At 45.1% G+C, this 22,777-nt stretch carries 21 protein-coding genes; 16 read left to right on the forward strand and 5 right to left on the reverse strand.

All coding sequences use genetic code 11. The features are described from left to right. Window positions 1-47 precede the first annotated feature (47 nt). Window positions 48-680 carry a nitroreductase family protein gene (locus H509_RS0111835; RefSeq protein ID WP_028545276.1) on the reverse strand — a complete coding sequence of 211 codons (633 nt, stop codon included), beginning with the start codon at window positions 678-680 and terminating at the stop codon, window positions 48-50. Window positions 681-1,044: 364 nt separating this feature from the next. Here H509_RS0111835 and H509_RS25035 point away from each other — a divergent pair, with 364 nt between their 5' ends. The 5 genes from H509_RS25035 to solA all read left to right on the forward strand — a co-directional run bounded on the left by H509_RS25035 (window position 1,045) and on the right by solA (window position 6,782). Then, entirely contained in the window at window positions 1,045-1,974 is a 930-nt protein-coding gene (locus H509_RS25035; protein ID WP_051286978.1) for a LysR family transcriptional regulator, read from the forward strand. Between the two features lie 124 nt (window positions 1,975-2,098). Next, entirely contained in the window at window positions 2,099-3,445 is a 1,347-nt protein-coding gene (locus H509_RS0111845) for an LLM class flavin-dependent oxidoreductase (protein ID WP_028545277.1), read from the forward strand. A 34-nt stretch (window positions 3,446-3,479) separates the two neighbouring features. Then, on the forward strand, window positions 3,480-4,232 hold the full coding sequence (locus H509_RS0111850) for an amino acid ABC transporter ATP-binding protein (protein WP_028545278.1): 753 nt from the start codon (window positions 3,480-3,482) through the stop codon (window positions 4,230-4,232). A gap of 61 nt (window positions 4,233-4,293) precedes the next feature. Further along, the gene (locus tag H509_RS0111855) at window positions 4,294-5,478 is read left to right on the forward strand and encodes an amidohydrolase (protein WP_051286980.1); all 1,185 of its coding nucleotides are present in this window, start codon (window positions 4,294-4,296) and stop codon (window positions 5,476-5,478) included. Window positions 5,479-5,603: 125 nt separating this feature from the next. Further along, on the forward strand, window positions 5,604-6,782 hold the full coding sequence (solA, locus tag H509_RS0111860) for an N-methyl-L-tryptophan oxidase (RefSeq protein ID WP_028545280.1): 1,179 nt from the start codon (window positions 5,604-5,606) through the stop codon (window positions 6,780-6,782). Window positions 6,783-6,883: 101 nt separating this feature from the next. On the opposite strand, the gene H509_RS0111865 is transcribed toward solA, so the two are convergent. The 3 genes from H509_RS0111865 to H509_RS0111875 form a co-directional block, all read right to left on the reverse strand. Then, window positions 6,884-7,882 (reverse strand): ABC transporter substrate-binding protein, encoded by a 999-nt coding sequence (locus H509_RS0111865; protein WP_028545281.1) that lies wholly within the window; start codon window positions 7,880-7,882, stop codon window positions 6,884-6,886. A gap of 204 nt (window positions 7,883-8,086) precedes the next feature. Continuing rightward, complete coding sequence (locus H509_RS0111870) at window positions 8,087-9,133, reverse strand: FecCD family ABC transporter permease (protein WP_028545282.1); 1,047 nt, start codon at window positions 9,131-9,133, stop codon at window positions 8,087-8,089. Further along, window positions 9,126-10,136 (reverse strand): FecCD family ABC transporter permease, encoded by a 1,011-nt coding sequence (locus H509_RS0111875; RefSeq protein ID WP_245596030.1) that lies wholly within the window; start codon window positions 10,134-10,136, stop codon window positions 9,126-9,128. Before H509_RS0111875 ends, H509_RS0111870 begins: the two co-directional genes overlap by 8 nt. A 271-nt stretch (window positions 10,137-10,407) precedes the next feature. Between H509_RS0111875 and H509_RS25040 the strand changes: the two genes are divergently transcribed. The 6 genes from H509_RS25040 (at window position 10,408) to H509_RS0111905 (ending at window position 18,022) form a co-directional block, all read left to right on the forward strand. Beyond that, the gene (locus tag H509_RS25040; protein WP_051286982.1) at window positions 10,408-12,405 is read left to right on the forward strand and encodes an IucA/IucC family protein; all 1,998 of its coding nucleotides are present in this window, start codon (window positions 10,408-10,410) and stop codon (window positions 12,403-12,405) included. A gap of 139 nt (window positions 12,406-12,544) precedes the next feature. Beyond that, a complete protein-coding gene (locus H509_RS25045; RefSeq protein ID WP_051286984.1) occupies window positions 12,545-14,500 on the forward strand; it encodes an IucA/IucC family protein in 1,956 nt (651 codons plus the stop codon). Window positions 14,501-14,523: 23 nt separating this feature from the next. Next, window positions 14,524-15,777: an AMP-binding protein gene (locus H509_RS0111890; RefSeq protein WP_028545284.1), complete on the forward strand. Its 1,254-nt coding sequence runs from the start codon at window positions 14,524-14,526 to the stop codon at window positions 15,775-15,777. After that, the gene (locus H509_RS0111895) at window positions 15,774-16,073 is read left to right on the forward strand and encodes a phosphopantetheine-binding protein (protein WP_028545285.1); all 300 of its coding nucleotides are present in this window, start codon (window positions 15,774-15,776) and stop codon (window positions 16,071-16,073) included. Before H509_RS0111890 ends, H509_RS0111895 begins: the two co-directional genes overlap by 4 nt. Next, the gene (locus H509_RS25050) at window positions 16,070-17,116 is read left to right on the forward strand and encodes a DUF6005 family protein (protein WP_281169730.1); all 1,047 of its coding nucleotides are present in this window, start codon (window positions 16,070-16,072) and stop codon (window positions 17,114-17,116) included. The genes H509_RS0111895 and H509_RS25050 overlap by 4 nt, the downstream gene beginning before the upstream one ends. Window positions 17,117-17,173: 57 nt before the next feature. Then, on the forward strand, window positions 17,174-18,022 hold the full coding sequence (locus tag H509_RS0111905) for a sugar phosphate isomerase/epimerase family protein (RefSeq protein WP_028545286.1): 849 nt from the start codon (window positions 17,174-17,176) through the stop codon (window positions 18,020-18,022). Window positions 18,023-18,093: 71 nt separating this feature from the next. Here H509_RS0111905 and H509_RS0111910 read toward each other — a convergent pair whose 3' ends face one another. After that, window positions 18,094-19,533, reverse strand: coding sequence for a hypothetical protein (locus tag H509_RS0111910; RefSeq protein ID WP_028545287.1), 1,440 nt, complete (start codon window positions 19,531-19,533; stop codon window positions 18,094-18,096). A 170-nt stretch (window positions 19,534-19,703) separates the two neighbouring features. On the opposite strand from H509_RS0111910, the gene H509_RS0111915 reads away from it, so the two are divergent. From H509_RS0111915 to H509_RS0111935, 5 genes are all read left to right on the forward strand, one after another. Further along, complete coding sequence (locus H509_RS0111915; RefSeq protein WP_028545288.1) at window positions 19,704-20,717, forward strand: serine hydrolase domain-containing protein; 1,014 nt, start codon at window positions 19,704-19,706, stop codon at window positions 20,715-20,717. A gap of 221 nt (window positions 20,718-20,938) precedes the next feature. Continuing rightward, window positions 20,939-21,391: a hypothetical protein gene (locus H509_RS25055; protein WP_036696978.1), complete on the forward strand. Its 453-nt coding sequence runs from the start codon at window positions 20,939-20,941 to the stop codon at window positions 21,389-21,391. 140 nt (window positions 21,392-21,531) lie between these two features. Next, window positions 21,532-21,912 carry a spore coat protein gene (locus tag H509_RS0111925; RefSeq protein ID WP_051286986.1) on the forward strand — a complete coding sequence of 127 codons (381 nt, stop codon included), beginning with the start codon at window positions 21,532-21,534 and terminating at the stop codon, window positions 21,910-21,912. Between the two features lie 27 nt (window positions 21,913-21,939). Then, window positions 21,940-22,419 (forward strand): spore coat protein, encoded by a 480-nt coding sequence (locus H509_RS0111930; RefSeq protein ID WP_028545290.1) that lies wholly within the window; start codon window positions 21,940-21,942, stop codon window positions 22,417-22,419. Window positions 22,420-22,470: 51 nt separating this feature from the next. Next, window positions 22,471-22,707, forward strand: coding sequence for a hypothetical protein (locus H509_RS0111935; RefSeq protein WP_028545291.1), 237 nt, complete (start codon window positions 22,471-22,473; stop codon window positions 22,705-22,707). Window positions 22,708-22,777: the final 70 nt, after the last annotated feature.

Raw genomic sequence — 22,777 nt, forward strand, 5'->3', positions numbered from 1 at the left:
CGTGTCATGAAATGACTGAACGGCCCGCCTGTAGGTGCTACTATCAATTAAAACGTTTCTTTGATCACGGAACGCTCCAACGGAAGACGACCGGAGCCGTGAGCAGGCGAAAGCGCTTTGCCGAGAGTGATCAGCATAACCGGAACATAACGGTCAGGAATGTTATACGTCTCAATAAGTTGAGCGGGATTAAAGCCGCCAATTGGACAAGTGTCATAGCCTTTTGCCTTGGCAGCAATCATAAGCTGCATGGAAGCAAGAGAGGCGTTACGAATAGCGTCCTCGCGGCCAATCGTAGTGGAATTGGCATAGGCACGGTTAATGTTGCCCACCAAAGTATCATGTACTTCTTGGGTAATATATCCGCCGGCCAGTGCAGGGCCGTATACTTCTTCGGCTACCAGGTTGGCTTCTGTGTCACCAAGCACAACGATCACTGCGGAACTGTCCACGACTTGCTGCTGATTGTAGGCGATTGGGAGCAGTTTTTGCTTGTTGGCTTCTTCTTGAACGACAAGAAAACGCCAATGTTGCAAGTTCCATGAAGAAGGAGCAGCAGCAGCAAGTTCAAGAATTTCATTCAGATCTGCTTCCGAAATTTGATGTGCAGCGTCATATTTACGTACGGAATGGCGGGAGAGCATAGCTTCCGCTACAGTAAGGTTAGTTGATGTGGACAAGTGTCATACATCCTTTCGTAACGTTTAATGGTTTGTATTTGTCGATGATACGTTAAGTTGCGTAGTTATTTACTTACTAAAACATAGTAACATGAAGCTCAAAACAAATCAAAGGTTAATTTAAGCGGGGGTTCCATTTTTGTGCTACATCGTAAGGATCACCCTTGACACTACAATTAATTCTATGATAAATTAACTCCACTACAAATAAAAGTAAACTTATCAGATTATAAGTATATATAGGCATGACATGCTGACCTGTCAACAGGAGGCCCCTTACTTTGAGAAGGGGCCTCCTGTTGTATGAAGGGGCATGTCGAGAATGTGACCGTGCTTACATATTTGAATAGGAGGGAGAATGGATATGAACATTGATCATATAGAAGCCTTCATTTACATTTCTCACTATGGCAGCTTTAACAAAGCGGCTGAGGCTTTGTTTCTGTCACAGCCATCGGTATCTGCGCGTATCCAGACGCTGGAAAGGGAGCTGAATTGCACGCTATTTAGCCGCGAGAGCAGACGAGTAGAGCTGTCTGAGCAAGGAAAAATATTTTTGCCCTATGCGAAGCAGCTACTTCAAGTTTATGAGCGGGGCGTGCAAAAGCTTCAACTGCAAGCGCCAGGACGACAAGAGCTTCGGATAGGCTGTACGATATCGGTGTCCAATTATATTCTCCCTTGGCTGCTTCCTGCGGTAAGAGAGCAGCATGAACATTTTCAAGCACGACTAACTACGGAGTTGACAGATCAGATCGTGCTCAAAGTTCTTAATAAAGAACTGGACGTAGGCTTTGTGCGCCATATTACACATCCGAATTTGCATTCCGTAGCTTTTTATGAGGACCCCATCAAACTGTTTGTACCGGATCATCATCCCTTTGTGAGAGAAAGGTACATCTCTTTGGAAAGGCTATCCGGGCAAGAGCTTGTATTTTTCGAATGTGGCTCATTGGATTGGGTTCGTATTCATCGTTTGTTCGAATCTCTGGATAGCCCGCCGCGAATTGTGTACCACGTTGATCATTTAGAAACGGCCAAGAAGCTAGTGCTTCAAGGTTGTGGCATATGCCTTTTACCAAGCTTATGTGTGCAAGAGGAGGTCAAGCAGGGCGCGCTGCATGCGATTGCGGTTCCTGAATTGGAAGACATCTCCTTGCGGACCAACCTAATCTATTTAAAGGAGCAGCCTTCGCCATTTATTTCAACACTTCTCGAGCTCCGCAAACGTATCTGGGTAAATGCTTTTCACACTGTATCCAGCTTATCACATCCCCTAAATGAAGATGTATAGATAACTTCTATTTACAAATCCAAATGCTCTATCGCAAAAATATTTACGAATAAATGAGGATATGGTAGATTTACTGCAATATATCCGATAATTCCGATAAGAATTATATATGAGGAGCGTGCTTATGGGTACAAACAGACAATTAAAGCTTGGTGTCATGCTTCATGGGGCAGGCAGCCATGTTGCAGCTTGGCGCCACCCTGAATCACCCGCCGATGCTAGCGTCAATTTTGAATTTTACAAGCAAGTGGCAAGGCAAGCGGAAACAGGCAAGTTTGATCTCGCTTTTGTTGCGGATGGATTATACATTACTGAAATATCACATCCAAATTTTTTGAATAGATTTGAACCGATCACGATATTATCTGCGCTTGCGGATAGCACTTCACACATCGGTCTAGTTGGAACGCTGTCTACCTCGTACAGTGAACCTTACACAGTCGCGAGACAATTTGCTTCACTGGATACAATTAGCGGTGGACGTGCGGGATGGAATGCGGTCACCTCCCCGTTGGAAGGTTCAGCCTTAAATTACGGCAAGGAGCAGCATGCGTCACATGAGCTTCGTTATCGTATGGCTAATGAGTATATACAAGTGGTAAAAGGCTTGTGGGATTCCTGGGAAGATGATGCGTTTATTCGCAACAAAGTGTCAGGTCAATTTATCGATCCGGATAAGATGCATCGACTTCATCATAAAGGCGAATTTTTCGCGGTCCAAGGTCCGCTAAATATTGCAAGATCCAAACAGGGACAGCCAGTCGTTTTTCAAGCTGGCTCATCTGAGGCAGGCAAGGAACTGGCCGCACGTGAAGCAGATGCCGTATTCACGGGACATGAAACAATAGAGGAAGCAGTTAGCTTTTATCAGGATGTGAAGCAGCGTGCAGCAGCCTACGGTCGCTCTCCGGACGACATTTTAATTTTTCCTGGCATATCACCCATTATTGGCCACACGGAGGACGAAGCGCTTTCTAAATATGAACAGATCGCAAGTTTAGTTGATATTGAAGTCGCTCTCCAGTATTTAGGACGCTTTTTTAACCATTTTGACTTCACACAATTTCCGCTTGATGAGCCGATTCCTGATCTGGGTGATTTGGGCTCCGAAGGTTTTAAGAGCACTTCTGACAAAATCAAAAAGACAGCAAAGGAGCAGGGATTAACGCTGCGGCAGCTCGCGCTTCAAGTAACAACACCCAAAAGCGCCTTTATCGGTACGCCAGTTCAAGTAGCTGATCAAATCCAGCGTTGGTTTGAGGCACGCGCAGCAGATGGATTTATCGTTTCTCCCTTAGTATTGTCACAAGGAATTAATGACTTTGTTGCTCACGTAGTTCCGATACTACAAGCACGGGGTATTTTCCGAACGGAATATGAAGCCGGCACACTGCGTGGCAACCTTGGATTAGACGTGCCTGAGAATCGATACAGTGCTGCCAAAGCGCAGGTAGAAGTGCATCATCGCTAGTAACTGTGGTGAGTACATACGGGGGGACAGGGACATGATTCAACTTACGAATATTCACAAATCATTTGGCAGGCAAAAGGTGCTGAATGGGATCGATATGACAGTACAAACCGGTGATGTTGTTGTTATATTAGGGCCAAGTGGATCAGGTAAGACTACATTGCTGCGTTGTGTGAACTATTTGGAGAGACCTAATGAAGGGAGTATAACGATTGGAGACCTTACCTTGAACTGTCATCATGCCACGAAGCAGGAAGTATTGTTATTGCGGCGAAAGACAGCGATGGTGTTTCAGCATTACAATTTGTTTAAACATAAGACGGTGCTGCAAAATGTAATGGAAGGACTTGTAATTGTACAAAAGCAGCCAGTTGAACAAGCCAAAGCTGTGAGTAGGAGTGTGCTTGAAAAAGTGGGGCTGCTCCACAAGCAGGATGCTTATCCCAGTCAGTTGTCAGGTGGGCAGCAGCAGCGAGTTGGGATTGCGAGGGCGCTTGCGCTGAATCCGGAAGTGATTTTGTTTGATGAGCCGACATCAGCACTTGATCCTGAACTAGTAGGTGAGGTGCTGCAAGTCATTAAACGGATTGCAAGGGAAGGGATTACGATGATTGTAGTTACCCACGAGATGGGATTTGCCCGCGACATCGCTAACCAAGTCATTTTTATGGATGAAGGTGTTATCGTCGAAGCAGGCAGCCCTAACGACATTTTTCATCATCCTCAGGAAGAGCGTACGAAGCAATTTCTGAAGCGGATTACACCGGAGTGGAATTATTCTATTTAATAAGGAATATTTTGGTATATGGAAATGGTGGGGTGTTAATTTGGAGGTGGTAGCGTCAACTATGGGGGAACCGATAGAGGGGCTGCATGGAGCTGACGATGAGTTGGAAACAAAATTAATTGCAATACGCAGACAGCTTCATCGGTATCCAGAGCTTGCGGATGAAGAATATGCAACAACAGAAGCGATACGGAGCTGGCTGCGCAACGATGACATTCGGCTGCTTGATGTACCGCTTATGACAGGGGTTGTGGCTGAGATAGGCAGTCGGGAGCGCGGACCTGTTGTGGCACTGCGCGCTGACATTGACGCGCTGCCGATTCAAGAAGCTACGGGATTGCCTTACGCCTCAAGTGTTGCTGGCAAGATGCACGCGTGTGGTCATGATTTCCACACGGCGTCGCTGCTCGGAGCAGCCACGTTATTAAAGCGTAAAGAACAGGAACTGCGGGGCTGTGTGCGCCTTTTGTTCCAGCCTGCTGAAGAAAAGGGAATTGGGGCGCTAAAGATGATTCAATGCGGGGCATTGGACGGTGTCCAGCTCGTCTTTGGGATGCACAATAAGCCCGATCTGCCCGTTGGCACGATCGGGATCAGAGCAGGCTCGTTAATGTCGAGCGTTAATGGCTTGCGGATCGAGATCAAAGGGGTAAGCACGCATGCAGCGATACCTCACGCAGGGATTGATCCGATTGTAGTATCTGCTCATCTTATTACTGCGCTACAATCGATTGTAAGCCGGAATGTAAGTGCTATAGATAGTGCGGTAGTCAGCATAACACAAATTCATGCAGGGAATACATGGAACGTCATTCCTGAGCTTGCTTTATTAGAGGGAACTGTTCGCACGTTGCAGCCAGAGTCCCGGGTGTTCATTCGCCAGCGGATAGAAGAAATAGCGGCTGGCATCGCGGCGACGTTTCGTGCGGAAATCAAGCTGCAGTGGACAGATGGACCGCCTCCCGTTCACAATAGCCAGCTTGCAGCAGAGATTGCTGGCCTGGCAGCTCAACAAGCCGGATTGCACATTATTTTACCAGAGCCGACAACAGCAAGTGAAGATTTTGCTTATTACCAGCAGCAAGTGGCTGGTGCGTTTGTATTTATGGGGACGTCAGGTCATTATGGGTGGCATCATCCTGCATTTACAGTGGATGAACGTGCGATATGGAAAAGCGCACGTTACTTAGAATGCTTAGCGGAATTGGCAATGCAAAAAGTGGCAATCCCAGAAGCAGAAAATTAGAGACAGAATTGATCAGAAACCTCCAGCGTTCAAATGAAAAAGCTACTCTATTGCAATGGTGTGTAGTTTATTCGCTTGGTTGATCGTTGTTATAAAGCAGTACACAATGGAGAGAGGGGATCAGCATGCAATCGGGATATGACGTCATTGTTGTCGGAGCAGGATCGATGGGCATGAGTGCTGGGTACTACTTGGCAAGACGCGGTCTAAAGACGCTAATGATTGATGCGTTTGATCCGCCGCATGAGCAGGGAAGCCATCATGGCGATACTCGACTTATCCGACATGCGTATAGTGGTGATGCTTTGTATTCGGCTTGGGCGTTGAGGGCTGACGTGTTGTGGCAGGAGCTTGAAGCTTTAACAGGGGAGCAGCTGCTGCTTCGATGCGGTGTGCTCCATTTGTCTGTAGCAGAAGAGGCTGCGTTAGTGGAGAAAGCGCAGCGTGCCCAGCAGCATCATATACCCTATGAAGTCATTCAGGCTGAGGCTATAAGTCGAAGGTGGCCAGGTATATGTGCTTCCGACACAATGAGCGGATTATACGAGCCAACAGCAGGCGTATTGTTTAGTGAAGCTTGCATTCGTGCTTACCGCCAACTTGCACTTGAAGCTGGAGCGCTGCTCCTGCCTTACACGAAAGTGGAACATATTCAAGCAGGGAAAGCGCGGGCACAGGGGGTGACGGTGACAACGAGTAACGGTCGGTTTCATGCGGATCAAATCGTAATCGCGACTGGTGCGTGGTATCAGATGCTGGAGCCGTTTGTGAAGCTGCCCATTCAACCCGTACGCAAAGTCATTGGCTGGTTTGAAGTCGATAACTACCTTTACGGAAGTGATTACTTCCCAGGCTTCACCATGCGTACTGCTTCAGGCGAATATTATAGTGTGCCTGACATTAACGGTGCGGGTCTTAAAATGGGCAGGCATGATGGTGGGACGCCTTGGCAGGCGAATGCTCCTTTAGCGCCATTTGGCGAGCATTCACAAGATGAGCGGGATATACGTCAATTGTTAGAAACCTATATGCCGAGGGCAGCAGGAAGGCTGCTAAAAGGAACTGTGTGCAAGTATGAACGCACTCCTGATGAACATTTTATTATAGATCGGCATCCAGCTTATGAGCAGGTATGGTTAGCAGGCGGATTTTCTGGTCATGGATTTAAATTTGCTAGTGTAGTGGGCGAGACGTTGGCAGATCTGGTGGAACAGGGACATACAGACTGGAAGCTTGATCAGTTCCAATTAGCCAGATTTCAGGAGCATGAACAAAACGATTATGTGGATAACGTACAATTATAAAGATGTAATATGGGTTTCCAATATCATCTCTCAGCAAACGGAATGGAAACAGAAAAACCATCTTGACGTCATGTAGCGATGACACCAAGATGGTTTGTTTGTTACATTTTGTCTGCGTAGCCAGCGAGTTCATCAAGCAACAAGTTAGCAGATTTGATGCTGCCAGACAGGTTCCAGATTATTTCATCCACTTTGAACGCTTTATTATTTTTGGCAACTTCGAGTGTTTTGTAAAGAGGATCATTCATCCATTCCTCTTGCATTTTAGTGCCAGCTTTGCTTTCATCATAATCGGCGTTAAAGTAGAACATAATGTCACCATCAATCAAAGACATTTGTTCTTTGGTAACAACCTCCATAAAGTTATCTTTATCTTGGGAAGCTGGTCTTGCGAATCCAAGATCCTTTAAAATGACGCCGGAGAATGTATCTTTCTGATAAATCCGAACGGCTTTAGGGGTAAAGCGAACAACAGAAACTTTAGTGCTGAGCTTGGAGCCTGCTTTGTCCTTCACTTCAGCTACATGCTTATCATAGTTAGCGATTGCTTGATCGCCCTCTGCTTTTTTGTTTAACGCGTCTGCGTACAACGCTAAGTTCACTTTCCATTGTCCCGCCAAATCTTCCGACATAACGGTAGGTGCAATTTTATCTAATTGAGAGTAAATTTTTTCGTGACGAACTTTGTTGCCGATAATAAGGTCAGGCTTCAAGCTAACGATCAGTTCCATGTTAGGTTCAGTCTCTTCACCAAGCTCTGTGACGCCGTCCATTTCAGCTTTGATGTGGGGGAACCAAGTGTCACCAACTCCGGATTTCACGGCACCAACTGGCTTCACTCCTAGCTCAAGTGCTACTTCAGTGCTCTCGTTGGTTAGAACCACGACCCGCTCAGGAGTGCCTTTGATCTTAGCAGTACCCATAGCATGCTTTACTTCGCGTACGGCATCAGCAGTTGCTGCTGGTGTTTCGGTAGATGTTCCTTGTGAAGCAGTTGTTTCGCTAGTTGCAGCTTTACTGCCGCAACCGGACACGAGTAAAGCAAAAATCGTACAGATAACGAGTGTTACGGACAAACGAGACCCTTTTTGACGAATCATATTTAGTTAATCTCCCTTCGGTCTGTTATGCGTTTATGTTCCTACACGCATATTTTTTATAATGATAATGATTATCAATTTCTATTTCTATTGTGAAACAAACCGTACAAGTATGTCAACAATAATTTTCTAAAAGAGGGTTAATATCTAATTAATAACATATAATTGTTTTAGTGCTAAATTAAGCCAACGTGATAGACATAGTTAGGCTGTGGAACTGCGTCCTTTATACAGCAATAGCAGGAAAAAGGGTGCGCCAATCGCTGCCGTAAATACACCCGCCGGAATTTCAGTAGGCGAGAATACGGTTCGACCTGCCATGTCGGCGACTAGCAGCAGCAAGGCACCAATGAGCGCAGAAACTGGAATAAGTACGCCATGCAGCGGACCAACAAGCTTTCGTGCAATATGGGGCGCCATTAAGCCGATAAATGATATCCCTCCTGCCACACCAACAGCAGCTCCTGATAGGGCCACACTAATAAACAATAACAATAGGCGGTGGCGCTGAACCGTATTACCCACACCACATGCTACAGAATCTCCTAGCAAATGCACATTGAGTACCCGTGCAAGCAATAAAGATAAGGGCATAAAGATACAAAACCAAGGGAGTATGACCCAGACGTAATCCATTGACAAGCCATAAATCGTACCTGTCATCCAGCCTAGTACCTGTGAGGCAAGGAAGGCCGGACCGCTAATTAGCAAAAACGTCGTTAATGCAGACATTGCGGTCGAGAACCCGATGCCGATAAGGACGAGGCGATAAGGCGATACGCCGCCTTTCCAGGCACATATATAGTTCAGCATTGCAATGATCATGCCGCCGATAATAGCAATTAAGGGAATCCAATGGATGCTCCATTGACCGCTGCCCAGCGTCATAAATGCGACGGCGGCTACGGAGGCACCACCAGTCACTCCGGTTAATTCCGGTGAAGCCAGTGGATTGCGGATGACACCTTGAAGCAGGGTGCCTGATACGGCTAATGCAGCACCGATCATAATCGCAAGCAGCGTCCGCGGCAATCGCAAGTCCAAAATGATGATGGAATACATATCATGGTGAGCTCCAAAAAGGACAGCGATGACATCACGAAGCGGTATTTGCATACTGCCAATCGAAATGCTAACTACTGAGGTTATAGCTACGAGCATCATGAGCAAAGCGATAACACGAATTCCCTTTGAAGATAGCTGTGTTGAAAATACAGACTTTGTGCTTCGAACAGTGATTTGCTTATTCATACGTTCTCCTTCTGGCGATTACAATCAAGAAAGGCACGCCAAGCAAAGCAGTAGTCACGCCAACAGGTACTTCCTTTGGCATAAGTAGAAATCTGGCTGCGGTATCGGCTGACACGAGGAGAAGCGCGCCTGCTACCGCACAAAATGGGATTAGCCATTTGTGGTCATTGCCTATTAAATAGCGGCAAATATGAGGGACAATGATGCCGATAAACGCAATCGGTCCAGCGAGAGCAACCGAGCTTCCAGCCAACAAAATAACGACGACCATAATGGCTATCTTGGTCAGCATAGTACGTTGACCTAGACCCTTGGCGACATCGTCACCGATCGCCATAACATTTAGCGGACGGAACATAAAAGCGACGATAATCCATCCTACCAACATGTAAGGCAGCACGGTAAGCAGCTCGCTCATTTCACGGCCATAAACTGCACCTACTAACCAAAATAAAGCCTCCGTTAAGGAATCGTTGTTAAGCAGCATAAGTCCAGATGTGACAGAGGAGGCAAAAGCCGCGATAGCCGCTCCGGCAAGTGTTAACTTTACGGGCATAAAACCTTCTTTTCCTGCCGAGCCAAGTGTAATCACCATAACGGCAGTAATGGCAGCCCCTGCAAAGGCAATATAAATCATCTGCTCAAAGGGCAGGTCCACTTTAAATACAGACAGACTTAACACGATAAACATGACCGCTCCGGCATTGATGCCAAATACAGACGGAGAAGCCAACGGATTTTTGGTTAACGTTTGCATTAACGCGCCGGCAATCGCAAGGTTAGCACCAACTACTGCCGCTATGCATGCGGCAGGAATGCGGACGCCCCGCAGCACTAAGTGCTCTTGTGATCCATTAAATTGAGTGATCGAAAGCCATAACGTATGAACATCAAATATATGTATGCCTAGCAACATGCTAGCCAGCATACTAGAGAGAAGTGCAACGATTCCGAATCCGAGGAGTAGTAGCTTAAGGCTGCTTTTCTGGATCAGACTTACCACGTAAGAAGCTCCTTTCGTATGTTTCTATGTATGAGGCAATTCGTAGTAAACAGAAGAATTGTAAATAATTGCGACTCTATTGTCAATGAAAATGAGAATCAATCGTGAATTTGTTTTAAATTATAAGTTTTTTTTCAAGATCTTCATTTAATGCTTGAAATGATAATTGTTATCACTTAAAATGAGCACGAGCGATAGTGAGAATTGTTCTCACAATAATTTAGTGGATTAGCGTCGACGCTTAATGCATGATGCAAAAGGAGCAAATACTATGGTAAATGCGAAATCAGTTGCCGAGCACATGTCGATGCAGAGCCTGTTGAACTGCTATATTCGTGAGACGGGTGAGGGCACTTGGGTTGATGGAGACCGCAGCCTGCTGAAGTTCTATCACGATATGGGAGTGCTGTTGTCATCTACAACGTTTTATAGGTGCTATTTACCGATTCATGGGGCTGCTTGTTATATACCTGTTCGCTATCGGTCATTAACAGGGATGCATAGCTTTCATTTTCCAGCTGTCTATCGATTTACGCAGCAGTCACACTATATGGAAGCTGATTATGTGACGCTCACAGCGCTATTAGTGAAGGAACTGACGATGACTTACGGCAGGAAAGGCAGCTATGACGAGCTTATGCTACGTATGATTGAAAGTTGCAGGTGCATGCAACGTTTTATCGAGGAAAGGACTTCGGATACAGAGCTTCTTTACGGCGAGAGGTTTAGTTTTATTGATGCGGAGCAGTCTTTGCTGTTTGGCCATTGTGCCCATCCTACACCAAAGAGCCGTCAAGGTATTACGGATAGGCAATTACCCCTCTACTCCCCTGAATTAGGAGGAAAATTTCAACTTCATTATTTTGCAGCACCTCAAGAGTTCATTGTTGATCAATCTTCATTGCCGACATCATCGGCATCTGAATTGATTCGTAACTGCTTAGTAGGCCATGCAGCCGCTGAATCTAGCTTTGCTGAGTTGCCGGAGTTGGATACTGCCAAGTGTCTGCTTCCAGTGCATCCTTTGCAAGCCGATTGGCTCATGCAGCAGCAGGACGTAATCGAACGTATCCACAGCGGGCAGCTCGCTTATTTGGGACCGCTTGGACCTCATTATTATGCCACCTCATCATTGAGAACGGTATACCACCCTGATAGTGCTTATATGTTTAAGTTATCATTTCCAGTAAAAGTAACTAATTCCATGCGTATTAACAAAGTGAAAGAATTACCTAGTGGTGTAGAGATGAATCAACTAATGAATACGGAGATTGGAGCCTCACTAAAAACTCATTTTCCACAATTTTGTATGATCAGTGATCCCGCTTCTATTACATTAAAGCCCAAGGATGTGCAGCAGCATAAAGCTGGTCATAGTTCGCGGCTCGAAGAAGCTATAGCTGGAGAGGGCCGCAGTAATTGCTCTAGTTCTGGTGATGAGGCACAGCAGTTACATGTGGAAGTATGTGGAGAAACTGGATTTGAAGTTGTTATAAGGGAGAACCCTTTTAGTGGACTGGGTGCGGAGCAAGTAACGGTGCTAGCTTCTCTTGTACAAGAGCCTCTCCCAAATCAGCAATCCCGACTATCACGGATTATGCATCGTTTAGCAGAAGAAGAGTGTCGTTCGGTAAGAGAGGTGAGTCTGGACTGGTTTGTGCGTTATTTAAACATTTCGCTGAGGCCGATGATTTGGTTGTATGTCGAGCATGGGATTGCATTAGAAGCGCACCAGCAAAACAGTTTAGTCAGAATCCAGAATGGATATCCAACACAATATTATTATCGGGATAATCAAGGCTTCTATTACGTTGAATCGCGGAAAAGGAAGCTACAGCAGCTTGTTCCCGAGTTGGGCGAGAAAAGCCGCAACTGGTACTCGGATCAACTGGTAGAGGATAGATTCCAGTATTATGTCATCGTTAACCACATTTTTGGTTTGATTAACAGTTTCGGGCGTGATCATTTGGCAGCTGAGCCTGAGCTCCTTCGTGTGTTGCGAGAAGAGCTGACAGCTTATGTGCCTGCTGGCGACGAGAGGCCAAATATTGTGAAAAGATTGTTGGAAGAGGACACCATTCCTTGCAAAGCGAACCTGATGACTCGCTTCTATGACATTGATGAACTGGAGGGTATTGATGAAACCCCATCCGTTTACATACGTATTCACAACCCGCTCGCGATCCTTGAGCATACTCAAGACGGTGACATTCTCACAGCGCAAACCGCCCACCTGCCTGCGGAAGAGTCGTTATCAGCTGCGCCATAAACGAATCATAACGTGTAACTTAGCCAAATGATGAAAAGTGGACACGACTTACAGGAACATCGAAGTGAATCACTGCACGTGTTTGTAAAGTTTATAACCGATCAGTCATTGCGTGTAAACACTGTTCAGGAGGACAAGCATGCGAGCTCCAAATCAAGCAGTCAGCCCCTTTCTTCAACAACGACCTTTTACGACATATGAAGGGAATCAAGACGTGTTAAACACCGTTCGACGAAGAGTTATTCGTCAGTTTATAGAAGCAGGACTATATGAAGGGATGTTTCAAGTCGAGGTGCAGCCTCTAACTATGGAACGACCGGATCATAACACGTTATTTATTTTAAAAGGGAATGCTGCAAACGCAAGGCAGGAAACGGATGAGTGTACAAGCAAACGTACAGACCAACACACAGGCGAATATACAAGCTGTGAGGCCTCAGACATTACATATCGTTGCTTGGGGAGCAGGATGATGTCTTATGGTCGTTATAGTCTGATTCATGGGTCTGTTATTCGGGTTCAGGATGGTGTCGAGTCAGAAGTGTTGGATATCAAGCAGTGCGTGCTCGAATTGTTAGCTCATCACCAGGTGGAAGGGCAGTTGATACGCCGATTTATTGACGAGATGCAGCAAACCGTAATCAATGACAGCATGTGTCAGCAACTGCGTATCGAAAAGGGTATTACGTTAGCCGGAAAAAGTTATGAAGAGCTGGAAAGTGCATTAATGGAAGGCCATTTGTATCATCCGTGCTACAAATCCCGTATGGGCTGGGATGAGCACGATCATAGGGCTTACAGCCCTGAGTTTAGCCCGAGCGTTGCGCTTACTTGGCTTGCTGTGCGTATAGAATATGTCCACATTACAACGTCGGCTGGGCTTTCGTATAAACAGACGTGGCAAACTGCGATCGGACAGCAGGAATGGAATATTCTGACCCACAAGCTGCGGGCGGCCGGACAGTCAGAGGAAGCGTATGTATTTGTTCCTATCCATCCTTGGCAGTGGCATAACCAGCTAGGCCTAGAGGCTGAACCTCTTATCGCCCAGCAAGCGGTTGTTGTTCTGGGGACGACGGGCACGTGCTATCGACCGCAACAATCTTTGCGTACGCTAACCAATTACTCAGATACAAAGCGCCCTTATATTAAATTGTCTCTTCATATGACTAATACCTCCTCAATTCGTTCCATTACACCACATTCGATTGCAAGCGCACCAGCTATATCTGCGTGGCTTCACGGAATTGTAGAGAGGGATTCATATTTAGGTGAGGAAGCGAACGTTATCATCCTGCAAGAGTATGCTGGATGCTACTGTGATTGGCCTCAAAGTGCCTATACTACTACAACCGGAAACGATTCGATAGCTTATAAGACAGGCAGTATTTGGCGTGAGAGTCTCATGGATAAACTAGAAGACGGCGAGCAAGCTGTACCTTTTCATGCTTTATTTGCAGTAGATCTGGATGGGCAATTGTATATACAGCGCTGGCTAGACACTTATGGTGCAGCAGCGTGGCTCAAACAGTTAGTAGAAACGTGTATACTTCCTGTGATTCATTTACTGGTACAGCATGGCATCGCGCTTGAAGCTCACGGTCAGAACATGATTATGATTCATCGTGAGGGGCGTCCTGTTCGTGTTGCCCTCAAGGACTTCCATGAAGGAGTCGAGTTTGTACATGCTCACTTGGCAGAGCCAGCATATTGTCCAAATTTCGCAAGTCTACACCCCATTTATCAAACTTGTGCACATGATGAACATTATGAAATGAGCGACGTCAACCATTTGACCGCCTTAACACATGACTGTTTGTTTGTATTTAATCTGAGCGAACTGGCTATAAAGCTGCATCATGCTAATTTTATTACGGAAATGGAGTTCTGGCGGATCGTTGTTGATGTACTTGAATGCCACCGTCAGCGGGACAAAATGTGTGAGGAGAAGTTTCAAACTTATGATCTTTATCGAGCAGTATGCGCTGTCGAAAAGCTGGCTTATCGGAGATTGGTCAATGGCAGTGAGTGGCTGCTTCATCATGTACCGAACCCGTTACATGCGGCGTACACGTTTAAGATGAAATCTCAGTAATTACACGTGCAGGAGGAACGGTTATGTTTAGCATCAATCGAGAGTATGTGAATAAAAAGACGTATGATGAGCGTATCAAAACGTACCAATCCATTGATTATCTTCAACATCCTTCCGGATTCAGTTATGCGATTTGCATACAATCGGTGTTGGATACGATAGCGCTTGTGTTGTATTTGAAGGAACGCGGGGCGTCTGTCATGCTCATGAGAGCAGATACGCCATTACCTACTGTTATGAGACTGGCGGAAAAGGCCGGCTGCCACATCGTAATCTATGATGAGATCCAACAGTTCCAACGGATACAAGCGGGTGATGCTGCTGTAGTCCGTCACGTTCCTTCGCTGCTGCAATTCAGTTCTGGCACTACGGGAGAACCGAAACTGATCGAACGAACTTGGGAGAGCATAGATCACGAAATAAGTTCTTATAATGAAGCTATTCAATTGGATAAGGCGGAGGTGCCTATCGTACTCGCCGCGATTACACATTCCTACGGTCTGCTGTGTGGCGTGCTGGCAGCTTTTAAAAGAGGTGCAGAGCCTATCATTGTCACTGCTGCGAACCCCAAATTAACGCTAAGTGTGATGCGGCAACTGCCAGCTCATATCGTATATGGGGTACCAGCGCAGCTGCGTATGTTGGATGAGATGACAGGAAAGCGGGCGTTGTTCCATCGTCTAATGACTTCGGGAATGCCGATTCCCTCGGGTGTATTCGACGAGTTGAGGCAGCGAACTGCATTTATGATGCAGCAGTATGGTTGCTCGGAGGCAGGATGTATTAGCATCAGCAGTCAGATGGACTCCCATTTGGATCTGGGCTTTGCGCTTAACCGTCATCAAGTTAGTGCCGGAACAGATAGCGAGCATCCTGACGAGATTGTGGTTAAGCAGTCCGAAACGACTATTCATACGGCGGATCTTGGTTATATGACAACAGTAGGGCGATTACGATACGTTTCCCGCATGGATGATGTCATTAATGTATCAGGGCTTAAAGTATTCCCATTAGAAGTTGAGCAAGTTGTTCTGAAAATGTTTGGTGTGGAGGAAGCTGTCGTATTTCGCGGTATACACCCTGTGATGGGAGAACAAGTTTTGTGCCATGTTGTAGCAAAACCACAGCTCACACCGGATATGATTCGGGAGTGGTGCCTCAAGCAGCTTCCTGCGTATCAAGTGCCAGCGCACATTAACTGTGTGAACCATATTGCTAAGTCTCCCACCGGCAAAATAAGCCGCACACAATTGGAAAAGGAGGTCACATTCAAATGAATCGTGATCAATGCAAACAACAATTGCTGGAAGTGATGCGCACCAAGCTAAACTTGCACCATATCGAAGGGCTGGAGGAGAAGATGCATCTCCAAGAGGACCTACGAATCGATTCTGTTACACTGATCCAGTTACTAGTATACATTGAGCTGGAGCTGGGATATGAAGTTCCAGACGAGGATATTGAACCGAGTACCTTTACGACAGTGGAAAGACTTGTAGATTTTATCGCTACATTGGAACGAAAAGATCCGCTTCAGGCTCATGCACAGTCTGGTATGGGGGATAAAGTATGATTAAAGTACATTGTATTGTTAGCTGCTTATGTGAAATTGTAAAACGTCGCAGTATGATCGATTATCGTCCCTTTTATTTTGGCGTCTGGGATGCGAACTTTGAGCAAACAGAACGTGGTGAGATCACTTATTATTCGGAGGGCGATGATTACTCTCATTACATGAGCTGGTACGAGAAGCTATTTGGTACAAAAGTAGTCAAATGGTACGATCCAGCAAAATTGAAGCAGGACAATGTGGCTGAACTTCTAGGTCTTGTTGCAAACAAGCAAGATCATCAGCACATTATCGTCCAACTGGATATGTCGTTGCTGCCTGAACGTGAGAACAAGTTTAATCAAAGTCCTTTCCCTCATTATTTAATGGTAGAACAAGCTGAAGCGGAAGATGAATGGTTTGTACTTGATCCGGATTTCCGTTGGGAAGGGGTTATGAAAAAGGAGCGGGTCCTTCAAGCGGTGGAACAAAATCCGTTAGGTGGTGGATTTGTAGTCGATGCTTCGCAATTGCGAGCCCCATCAGCGAAGGAGGTGGAAGCCATATTCGAAGCGCATTGTCATTCTTCCTACAATGAATTGACATCGACCCTGCGTCATCTGATTGTGTCGATGGCAGAGGAGAAGAATGGCTTTACGTTATCGATGCTGACACCTGCCGTGAAGCAGATGAAAGTGATTGCTATTCGCAAGTATAGCTACGAATATGCGTTTATGTATTTTAAAGATCGGCTTTATTATTCAGAGGAAAGGTTTGAGTATTGGACAGATCGGGTGGAAGATATCGTAAGAGGTTTAAATAAAATTCAATATTTGGCAATAAAAATGTCCATGTCCGGGCATACGAAGCTGCTGTCCTCTGTGCTGCAAACTTGTGATCTAATCGACCACATGGAGCTTGCGATTAAAAAAGAACTTGTGATGCAGTATGAGCTTTGGAAAGAAACGACTTTGGATGCGGAACGCAGATTGCTGCCCTTTGGGGGTTCAAATGACATGTTTGACATCAATGTGAACATCTCTGACAGGCCAAAGGTACAAACCTAAATCGGCTATCCAAGCGAGATACGATCGGATCAACGAGAAACTAGAGGTGGAATTTACATGAAGCTGTCCGTATGCACGATATCGTTCCGTCACCATCTGGTGGGGTTGTCTGATATCGCACGTTTTGCTCATCAACAGGAAGCAAATGGAATTGAACTATGGGGCGTACATGCCCTTAATGAGCTGGAACAGGGAAAAGAGCACGTCTCCGAAATTATTGCGTATTTGCGCTTACATCATCTTGACATTCCGTTAATTAGCGATTATTTGGATATTAACGGTCCAATGCTTAAAGCATCCACAGTAACGCGCTGCTTTAAGCTGCTTGAAGCGGCTCATTTGTTTGGAGCGCCTTATATTCGCACGTTTGCGGGACAGCTGCCAAGTGCGTCTGTTGAGCGAGAGGAGCGCAAGAGAATGGCTTCCCAACTTCGACTGCTGGCCGATGAGTGCGGCAGATACGGCAAGGGTTTATTAGTGGAGACACATCCGAATACGCTCGCGGATACGTTATCCTCTACGATTGAGCTGATGGAGGAAGTTAATCATGAAGGAATAGGTGTTAACTTAGACTTTCTTCATATTTGGGAGGCGGGAACCGATCCCGTTGTAGCCGATCGAGCCTTAAAGCCGTGGACGAGACACTATCATCTCAAAAATATTCATTCCCGCAGCCAGCTTCGAATATTTGACCCGCACAATGTATACGCTTCGAGCGGCAATCGCGAAGGCATGGTTGCACTGCGGAATGGAGAGATCCGCTATGACTACATATTAAAGGAAATTCAACATGCGGATCATTTTGCTTCATTAGAGTGGTTCGGTGATTCCCCTTATAAAGTGTTATCAGAAGATTTAACTTGGGCACGTCATCAGCTCCACGCCTATCCCTGCCTTCCTACTTAACATCTAGCTCCTTCTTCAGGAAGATACGATTCTGGAGAAGGAGAAGTCAAAGAGGCAGTAACTCATACAGGTTACTGCCTCTTTTTGCGTCGGAAATACTCTTTGCTTATACTGGCCAGTGTTGTGATCGCAAGCACGATACTGACACTTATACCCGTAAAGGTAACGGCAAGTGCCAAGTATTCAAACCAGGAATAATGCATTGCTTTTGTCCAGTCAATGGGAGCCTTTAAGTCCTCTATCACTTGGTTCATGCCATATATGCCGCTAATAACCGTAAATATGGTCAGCACCGTCAAAATGTAATCAGAACGCTTACTGGTGGCGTTGGACTGATAGTCATACAACGCAGACAGTGTCAGCTTTACATCTTTGAGCAGCTCATCGTTGCCATGCAGGCGCCGCAGCAAATGAAAAATATCGTGAAGTTGGGACTCGGCTACCATCTCACGATAGTAGAAGCGAGAAGAGAACAGCGTGATCCCGCGGATCAGATCTTCTACGCGCTCTCGATTGCGGTCTAGCCGCAGTCTCCCGTAGTGATTCGATAACTTTAAAAGTACAATCTTGTGGAACAGGTTAAGTAAAAATGCATAATAGTAGCTGCCGAACATTTTACTTGCCAAGGATTGAATGACGGCGTTGGTTTCGTTAGTGACACAGCTTAATACATGTTCGTCTGCAATGTGATAAGTGCTGGGGGCCCAGCGATCATATACGCGCTGATGCACATAATTTGCAATATAATCTGCGTTGCTAGAGCCAATATAAGGCTGCCCTCTTGAATCAAGGCCATTCAGCCGCACGGCACGGAACAAGTCGGCATTTGTTACCGTTTCATCTGCATCAAGCCCATAAAGCGCGATCGTAAACATGCGTTCATTTATAAAAAAGGGCAGGTTGGCAAATACATTATCATCATTCTCTTCTTGATCCATCCAGTCAAATAGACCAGGAAAAAGCTCGTCATTGCAAAAAGAAACGATTTCCTTGTGAACGGCATGTTTGGTCTTTACATAAGTGACCTCATCTTCTGGTTCCAAATTTTCCAGTGTGCGAAAGCGTTTAGCAAATTCAAGTCCTTGACTGTAAGAGACGTCCTGTTCCAGTTCGGTTCGAATGGTTAACATTCCGATCTCATAAGGGCACAAAATAACGTCAACGGAGTGAATTCGAAACGGAATAATCGTATTCGGCATATAAAATTCACAATCCAAATCGATCTTCTTGGAGTAACGTTGAAAGCTTAGCGATTCATCTGCCTTGAGCGGAAACAAAAATTGATTTGTAAACGGTAAAAACATATGCTCCATTTCTCGGTGGGAAACGTGATAGTGAGTACCGTAATATTCATGTTCTAGCTCTGTATTGGTTAGTCGGAACGGACAAAAGCCCTTTAGCTGCAAATCGTGCTTCATCTCGGCGTATGCCGCTTTCCGAATCGAAAACGGAAATATAAACTGATGCAAGACCGTGCTGGCTGTTTTCTCTTTAAGCGGTATTGGCTGCATAGACTGGCCTCCAAGTGTTGTGCTGAATTGCATATTATATATTTTAAACCAAAGACAGATATAAATAACAGAGGGCTCCAGTGATCAACATGAAAATAGGATAACATTTTCCAAATGGTGATATAATGGTTGTAACGAGATTCATAGAACACCATGTGGAGGAATAGCTTATGAACATAATCAAGCTAACTACGGAAATGGAGGAACATTATGCTTCCTTTTCGGGAAGTATTCTCGTACATAATGGGGAGCAAACTGTTCTTCAACAGGCATATGGGTTAACTAATCGGAGCGAGCAATTGGCTAACCAAGTGGATACAAGATATGGAATGGCGTCTGGATGCAAAATATTTACGGCAGTTGCCATATGTAAATTAGTAGAGCTAGGAATGCTAACCTTTGAGACCCCGCTGCACACTTGTTTGGATATATCAGGAACAAGCTGGGACAAAGAAATTACGATCCATCATTTACTGACCCATAGTTCTGGCGTGCCGGATTACTTTGATGAAGAGTATATGACAGATTATAGCGAGCTGTGGCAAACTACGCCGATGTATACGATCTTATCACCGCGGGATATGCTGCCGTTGTTTCATGATCAGGCGATGAAGTTTAAACCAGGGGAGCGCTTTGCTTATAATAATTCAGGGTATATCCTTTTAGGTATTATAGTGGAAAATGTATCAGGAATGCCGTTTCATACCTTCGTTACACAGCATGTGCTTGAAGCTTGTGGGATGAGAGATTCAGGCTACTATCGATTAGACCAGCTTCCTGCGCGTACAGCAACAGGATATATGCTGGATCAAGCAGGCGCTTGGCGGACGAATATGTATTCTATTCCGATTATGAGCTTGTCAGACGGCGGTGCATTTACAACAACTGCTGATATGGATATGTTTTGGACGGCGTTAGTGAACAATCGTTTGCTTACTGAGGAAATCACCAAGACGATGCTAACTCCTTTTGTGAAATCAAGCGAGTATGTAAGTTACGGGTACGGTGTATGGATCAACGTCATCGATAATGAAGTCATGAAATATTATGTGATGGGGTGTGATCCTGGGGTAGGACTATATTCTTCCATTTACACGAACACGAATGCGCGAGTACACATCCTAAGCAACCTTACAAATGGTGCGGGTAAGCTCGCCCGTCGGATTAATGAGCTTCTTTTTTAAGTGTTCACGTAAGAATAGCAAACTTATGAGCAATCGGTAGCCTTGCAATGGTGCAGGGCTTTTTATTTTGTAGACACAACTACGATTGCTGACAGGGACAATAATTGAACTGTACTTCTTGCTGGTGCCTTTGCTCCTATCACCCAATCAAACTATGTTTTTAATACATAGAATGTGGAATAGAACATCCGAAATGAGCCATGTAGGAGGATGAATGTCCAATGAGTGGAGATCAAAACGAACAAAAACCAACGCCACTTCTGCTGCCAAACAGTGTGCTGGATTTACTTATATCAGATTCGTTTCACCGGAATGGGATTACACCTGAAACTCAACAACCTATTGCTGAAGGCCATAAGACACAAATTAAAGCGATGGTAGAAGATTTGTCCAAGCAGGTCCAGCAGTTTATTGAGGCGCAGAAACAACTGGAGGAACAGCAAAAGAAGGCTGAAATGAAACCAGAATACGTTCAATTTATGCAGGAACAACGTAATAAAGCAGCGCGCGCCAAAACATCACTGCCAATGAAGCCCACGGGAATGAAAGCTTCAAAGCCGCCTGTCAGAGAAGCCGTTGACTCTACTAAGAAGGGGAAGGAAGAACTAAAACAACGGCTCAAAAAGCACAAAGAACAGAAAAGCGAGGAAAAAAAGAAACCGAAGAAAAAATGATTTCTTATTTAAGCGCCCTAGGGCGCTTTTAAAAATAGTTTTCCCTATATGAATAGAATGTACGTTTTAATAGAGAATTCATCTATACCATTTGGATATGAATCGAATAGAAATAGAGTATCAAGGGGGAGGTGAAGTTCATGAGCAGAGGAGATATTAACCAAGAGGCTGATCAAATCTCGAGCACATGGCAAGGCTCAGAAGAACTTATATTTATACAGGACTCCTGTGGTGTAACAGTAGAATCCACGGATACGAAGATTACAGCTACTTTGCAGATCGCTTTACAAGCGGCAATTGCTATTGTCATTGATCTTACGATTGCTGATGGTGATCGTGCGAAGGCGGTTACACAAGAATTATTGCAAAAGGTACAAGTGAAACAGCAGACTTATCAAAGAACAATTGTAAAACGTTCTGCTAATGTTAACGTTTCTACGACAAGTACCGATGTATCGTTAAATATACAAGCCTTGCTGCAAATTTTGCTGGCGTTGGTCATTAAAATAGATGTTTTGTAAAAAATAATAAAGTGAGGTGCAGGTCCTATGAGTTGCCACGAGAAGCGTGAGAAAAAACACAAAAAGTGTAACGATGGGCACAAGAAACATTATCACTGGTCGGCATTGGAGCATTGCTGTCATCCACTGGATCATTCTACAGTTAAACAAGACGCAGATCAGTCTATCGAAAATGTACAGGCCTCCTATGAGGAAGTTATTATTAAAGATTCCTGTGATGTCAATGTAACAACAACAGATACAAAAATAGCGGCATCCTTGCAAGCATCGTTGCAGGCCGCGTTAGTAGTTGTCATTAGCATTTCGATCGGAAGTTCCACACGTGCAGAATCGATTGTAAACGATTTGTTGCAAAAAATCGACGTGAAGCAGACGAACCGTCAGCGCGTCGTAATCCAAAATTCAAAAGGTGTTGTTGTGTCCACTACAGATTCTTTCGTTTCGGTTAACATTCAAGTTCTGTTCCAAATATTGCTGGCTTTGGTCATTCAACTTGACGTACTGTAATTACGATTATACGTGGAAAAGTTGATTTTACCGAAGGGAGGAGGGATTCCTTTGGACAACATTAACAATATGGAGGACGTGCTGGCACAAATCAAAAAATTTAATGAACGCAAAATGGAATCATTGATGGCACAGCTTCGAGAAACACGAGCACAACGTAAACGTGAGCGTCTGCAAGCACAAGATGAAGCAACACATGTAGTGGAGACTCCAGCCCCTGCTTCATCCCCTTCTGATGTTACGATGGAGAAATGGGCGTCATTGCTGCAAGAATTAGCAAAAAAATAAGTGTCGGAATAAGGTGGATACCTTCATTTTTTCCTGCCGTTAACATACGGCAGGTTACATAGTAGAAACG

Source organism: Paenibacillus taiwanensis DSM 18679 (genome assembly GCF_000425125.1).
GTDB classification, from domain to species: Bacteria; Bacillota; Bacilli; order Paenibacillales; family Paenibacillaceae; genus Paenibacillus_B; species Paenibacillus_B taiwanensis.

Excerpts from the sequence above, each read along its gene's own strand:
- H509_RS25035 (WP_051286978.1), top strand. The coding sequence starts at position 1,045 with ATGAACATTGATCATATAGAAGCCTTCATTTACATTTCTCACTATGGC.
- H509_RS0111845 (WP_028545277.1), top strand. The coding sequence starts at position 2,099 with ATGGGTACAAACAGACAATTAAAGCTTGGTGTCATGCTTCATGGGGCA.
- H509_RS0111850 (WP_028545278.1), top strand. The coding sequence starts at position 3,480 with ATGATTCAACTTACGAATATTCACAAATCATTTGGCAGGCAAAAGGTG.
- H509_RS0111855 (WP_051286980.1), top strand. The coding sequence starts at position 4,294 with ATGGGGGAACCGATAGAGGGGCTGCATGGAGCTGACGATGAGTTGGAA.
- solA (WP_028545280.1), top strand. The coding sequence starts at position 5,604 with ATGCAATCGGGATATGACGTCATTGTTGTCGGAGCAGGATCGATGGGC.
- H509_RS0111865 (WP_028545281.1), bottom strand. The coding sequence starts at position 7,882 with ATGATTCGTCAAAAAGGGTCTCGTTTGTCCGTAACACTCGTTATCTGT.
- H509_RS0111870 (WP_028545282.1), bottom strand. The coding sequence starts at position 9,133 with ATGAATAAGCAAATCACTGTTCGAAGCACAAAGTCTGTATTTTCAACA.
- H509_RS25040 (WP_051286982.1), top strand. The coding sequence starts at position 10,408 with ATGGTAAATGCGAAATCAGTTGCCGAGCACATGTCGATGCAGAGCCTG.
- H509_RS25045 (WP_051286984.1), top strand. The coding sequence starts at position 12,545 with ATGCGAGCTCCAAATCAAGCAGTCAGCCCCTTTCTTCAACAACGACCT.
- H509_RS0111890 (WP_028545284.1), top strand. The coding sequence starts at position 14,524 with ATGTTTAGCATCAATCGAGAGTATGTGAATAAAAAGACGTATGATGAG.
- H509_RS0111895 (WP_028545285.1), top strand. The coding sequence starts at position 15,774 with ATGAATCGTGATCAATGCAAACAACAATTGCTGGAAGTGATGCGCACC.
- H509_RS25050 (WP_281169730.1), top strand. The coding sequence starts at position 16,070 with ATGATTAAAGTACATTGTATTGTTAGCTGCTTATGTGAAATTGTAAAA.
- H509_RS0111905 (WP_028545286.1), top strand. The coding sequence starts at position 17,174 with ATGAAGCTGTCCGTATGCACGATATCGTTCCGTCACCATCTGGTGGGG.
- H509_RS0111910 (WP_028545287.1), bottom strand. The coding sequence starts at position 19,533 with ATGCAGCCAATACCGCTTAAAGAGAAAACAGCCAGCACGGTCTTGCAT.
- H509_RS0111915 (WP_028545288.1), top strand. The coding sequence starts at position 19,704 with ATGAACATAATCAAGCTAACTACGGAAATGGAGGAACATTATGCTTCC.
- H509_RS25055 (WP_036696978.1), top strand. The coding sequence starts at position 20,939 with ATGAGTGGAGATCAAAACGAACAAAAACCAACGCCACTTCTGCTGCCA.
- H509_RS0111925 (WP_051286986.1), top strand. The coding sequence starts at position 21,532 with ATGAGCAGAGGAGATATTAACCAAGAGGCTGATCAAATCTCGAGCACA.
- H509_RS0111930 (WP_028545290.1), top strand. The coding sequence starts at position 21,940 with ATGAGTTGCCACGAGAAGCGTGAGAAAAAACACAAAAAGTGTAACGAT.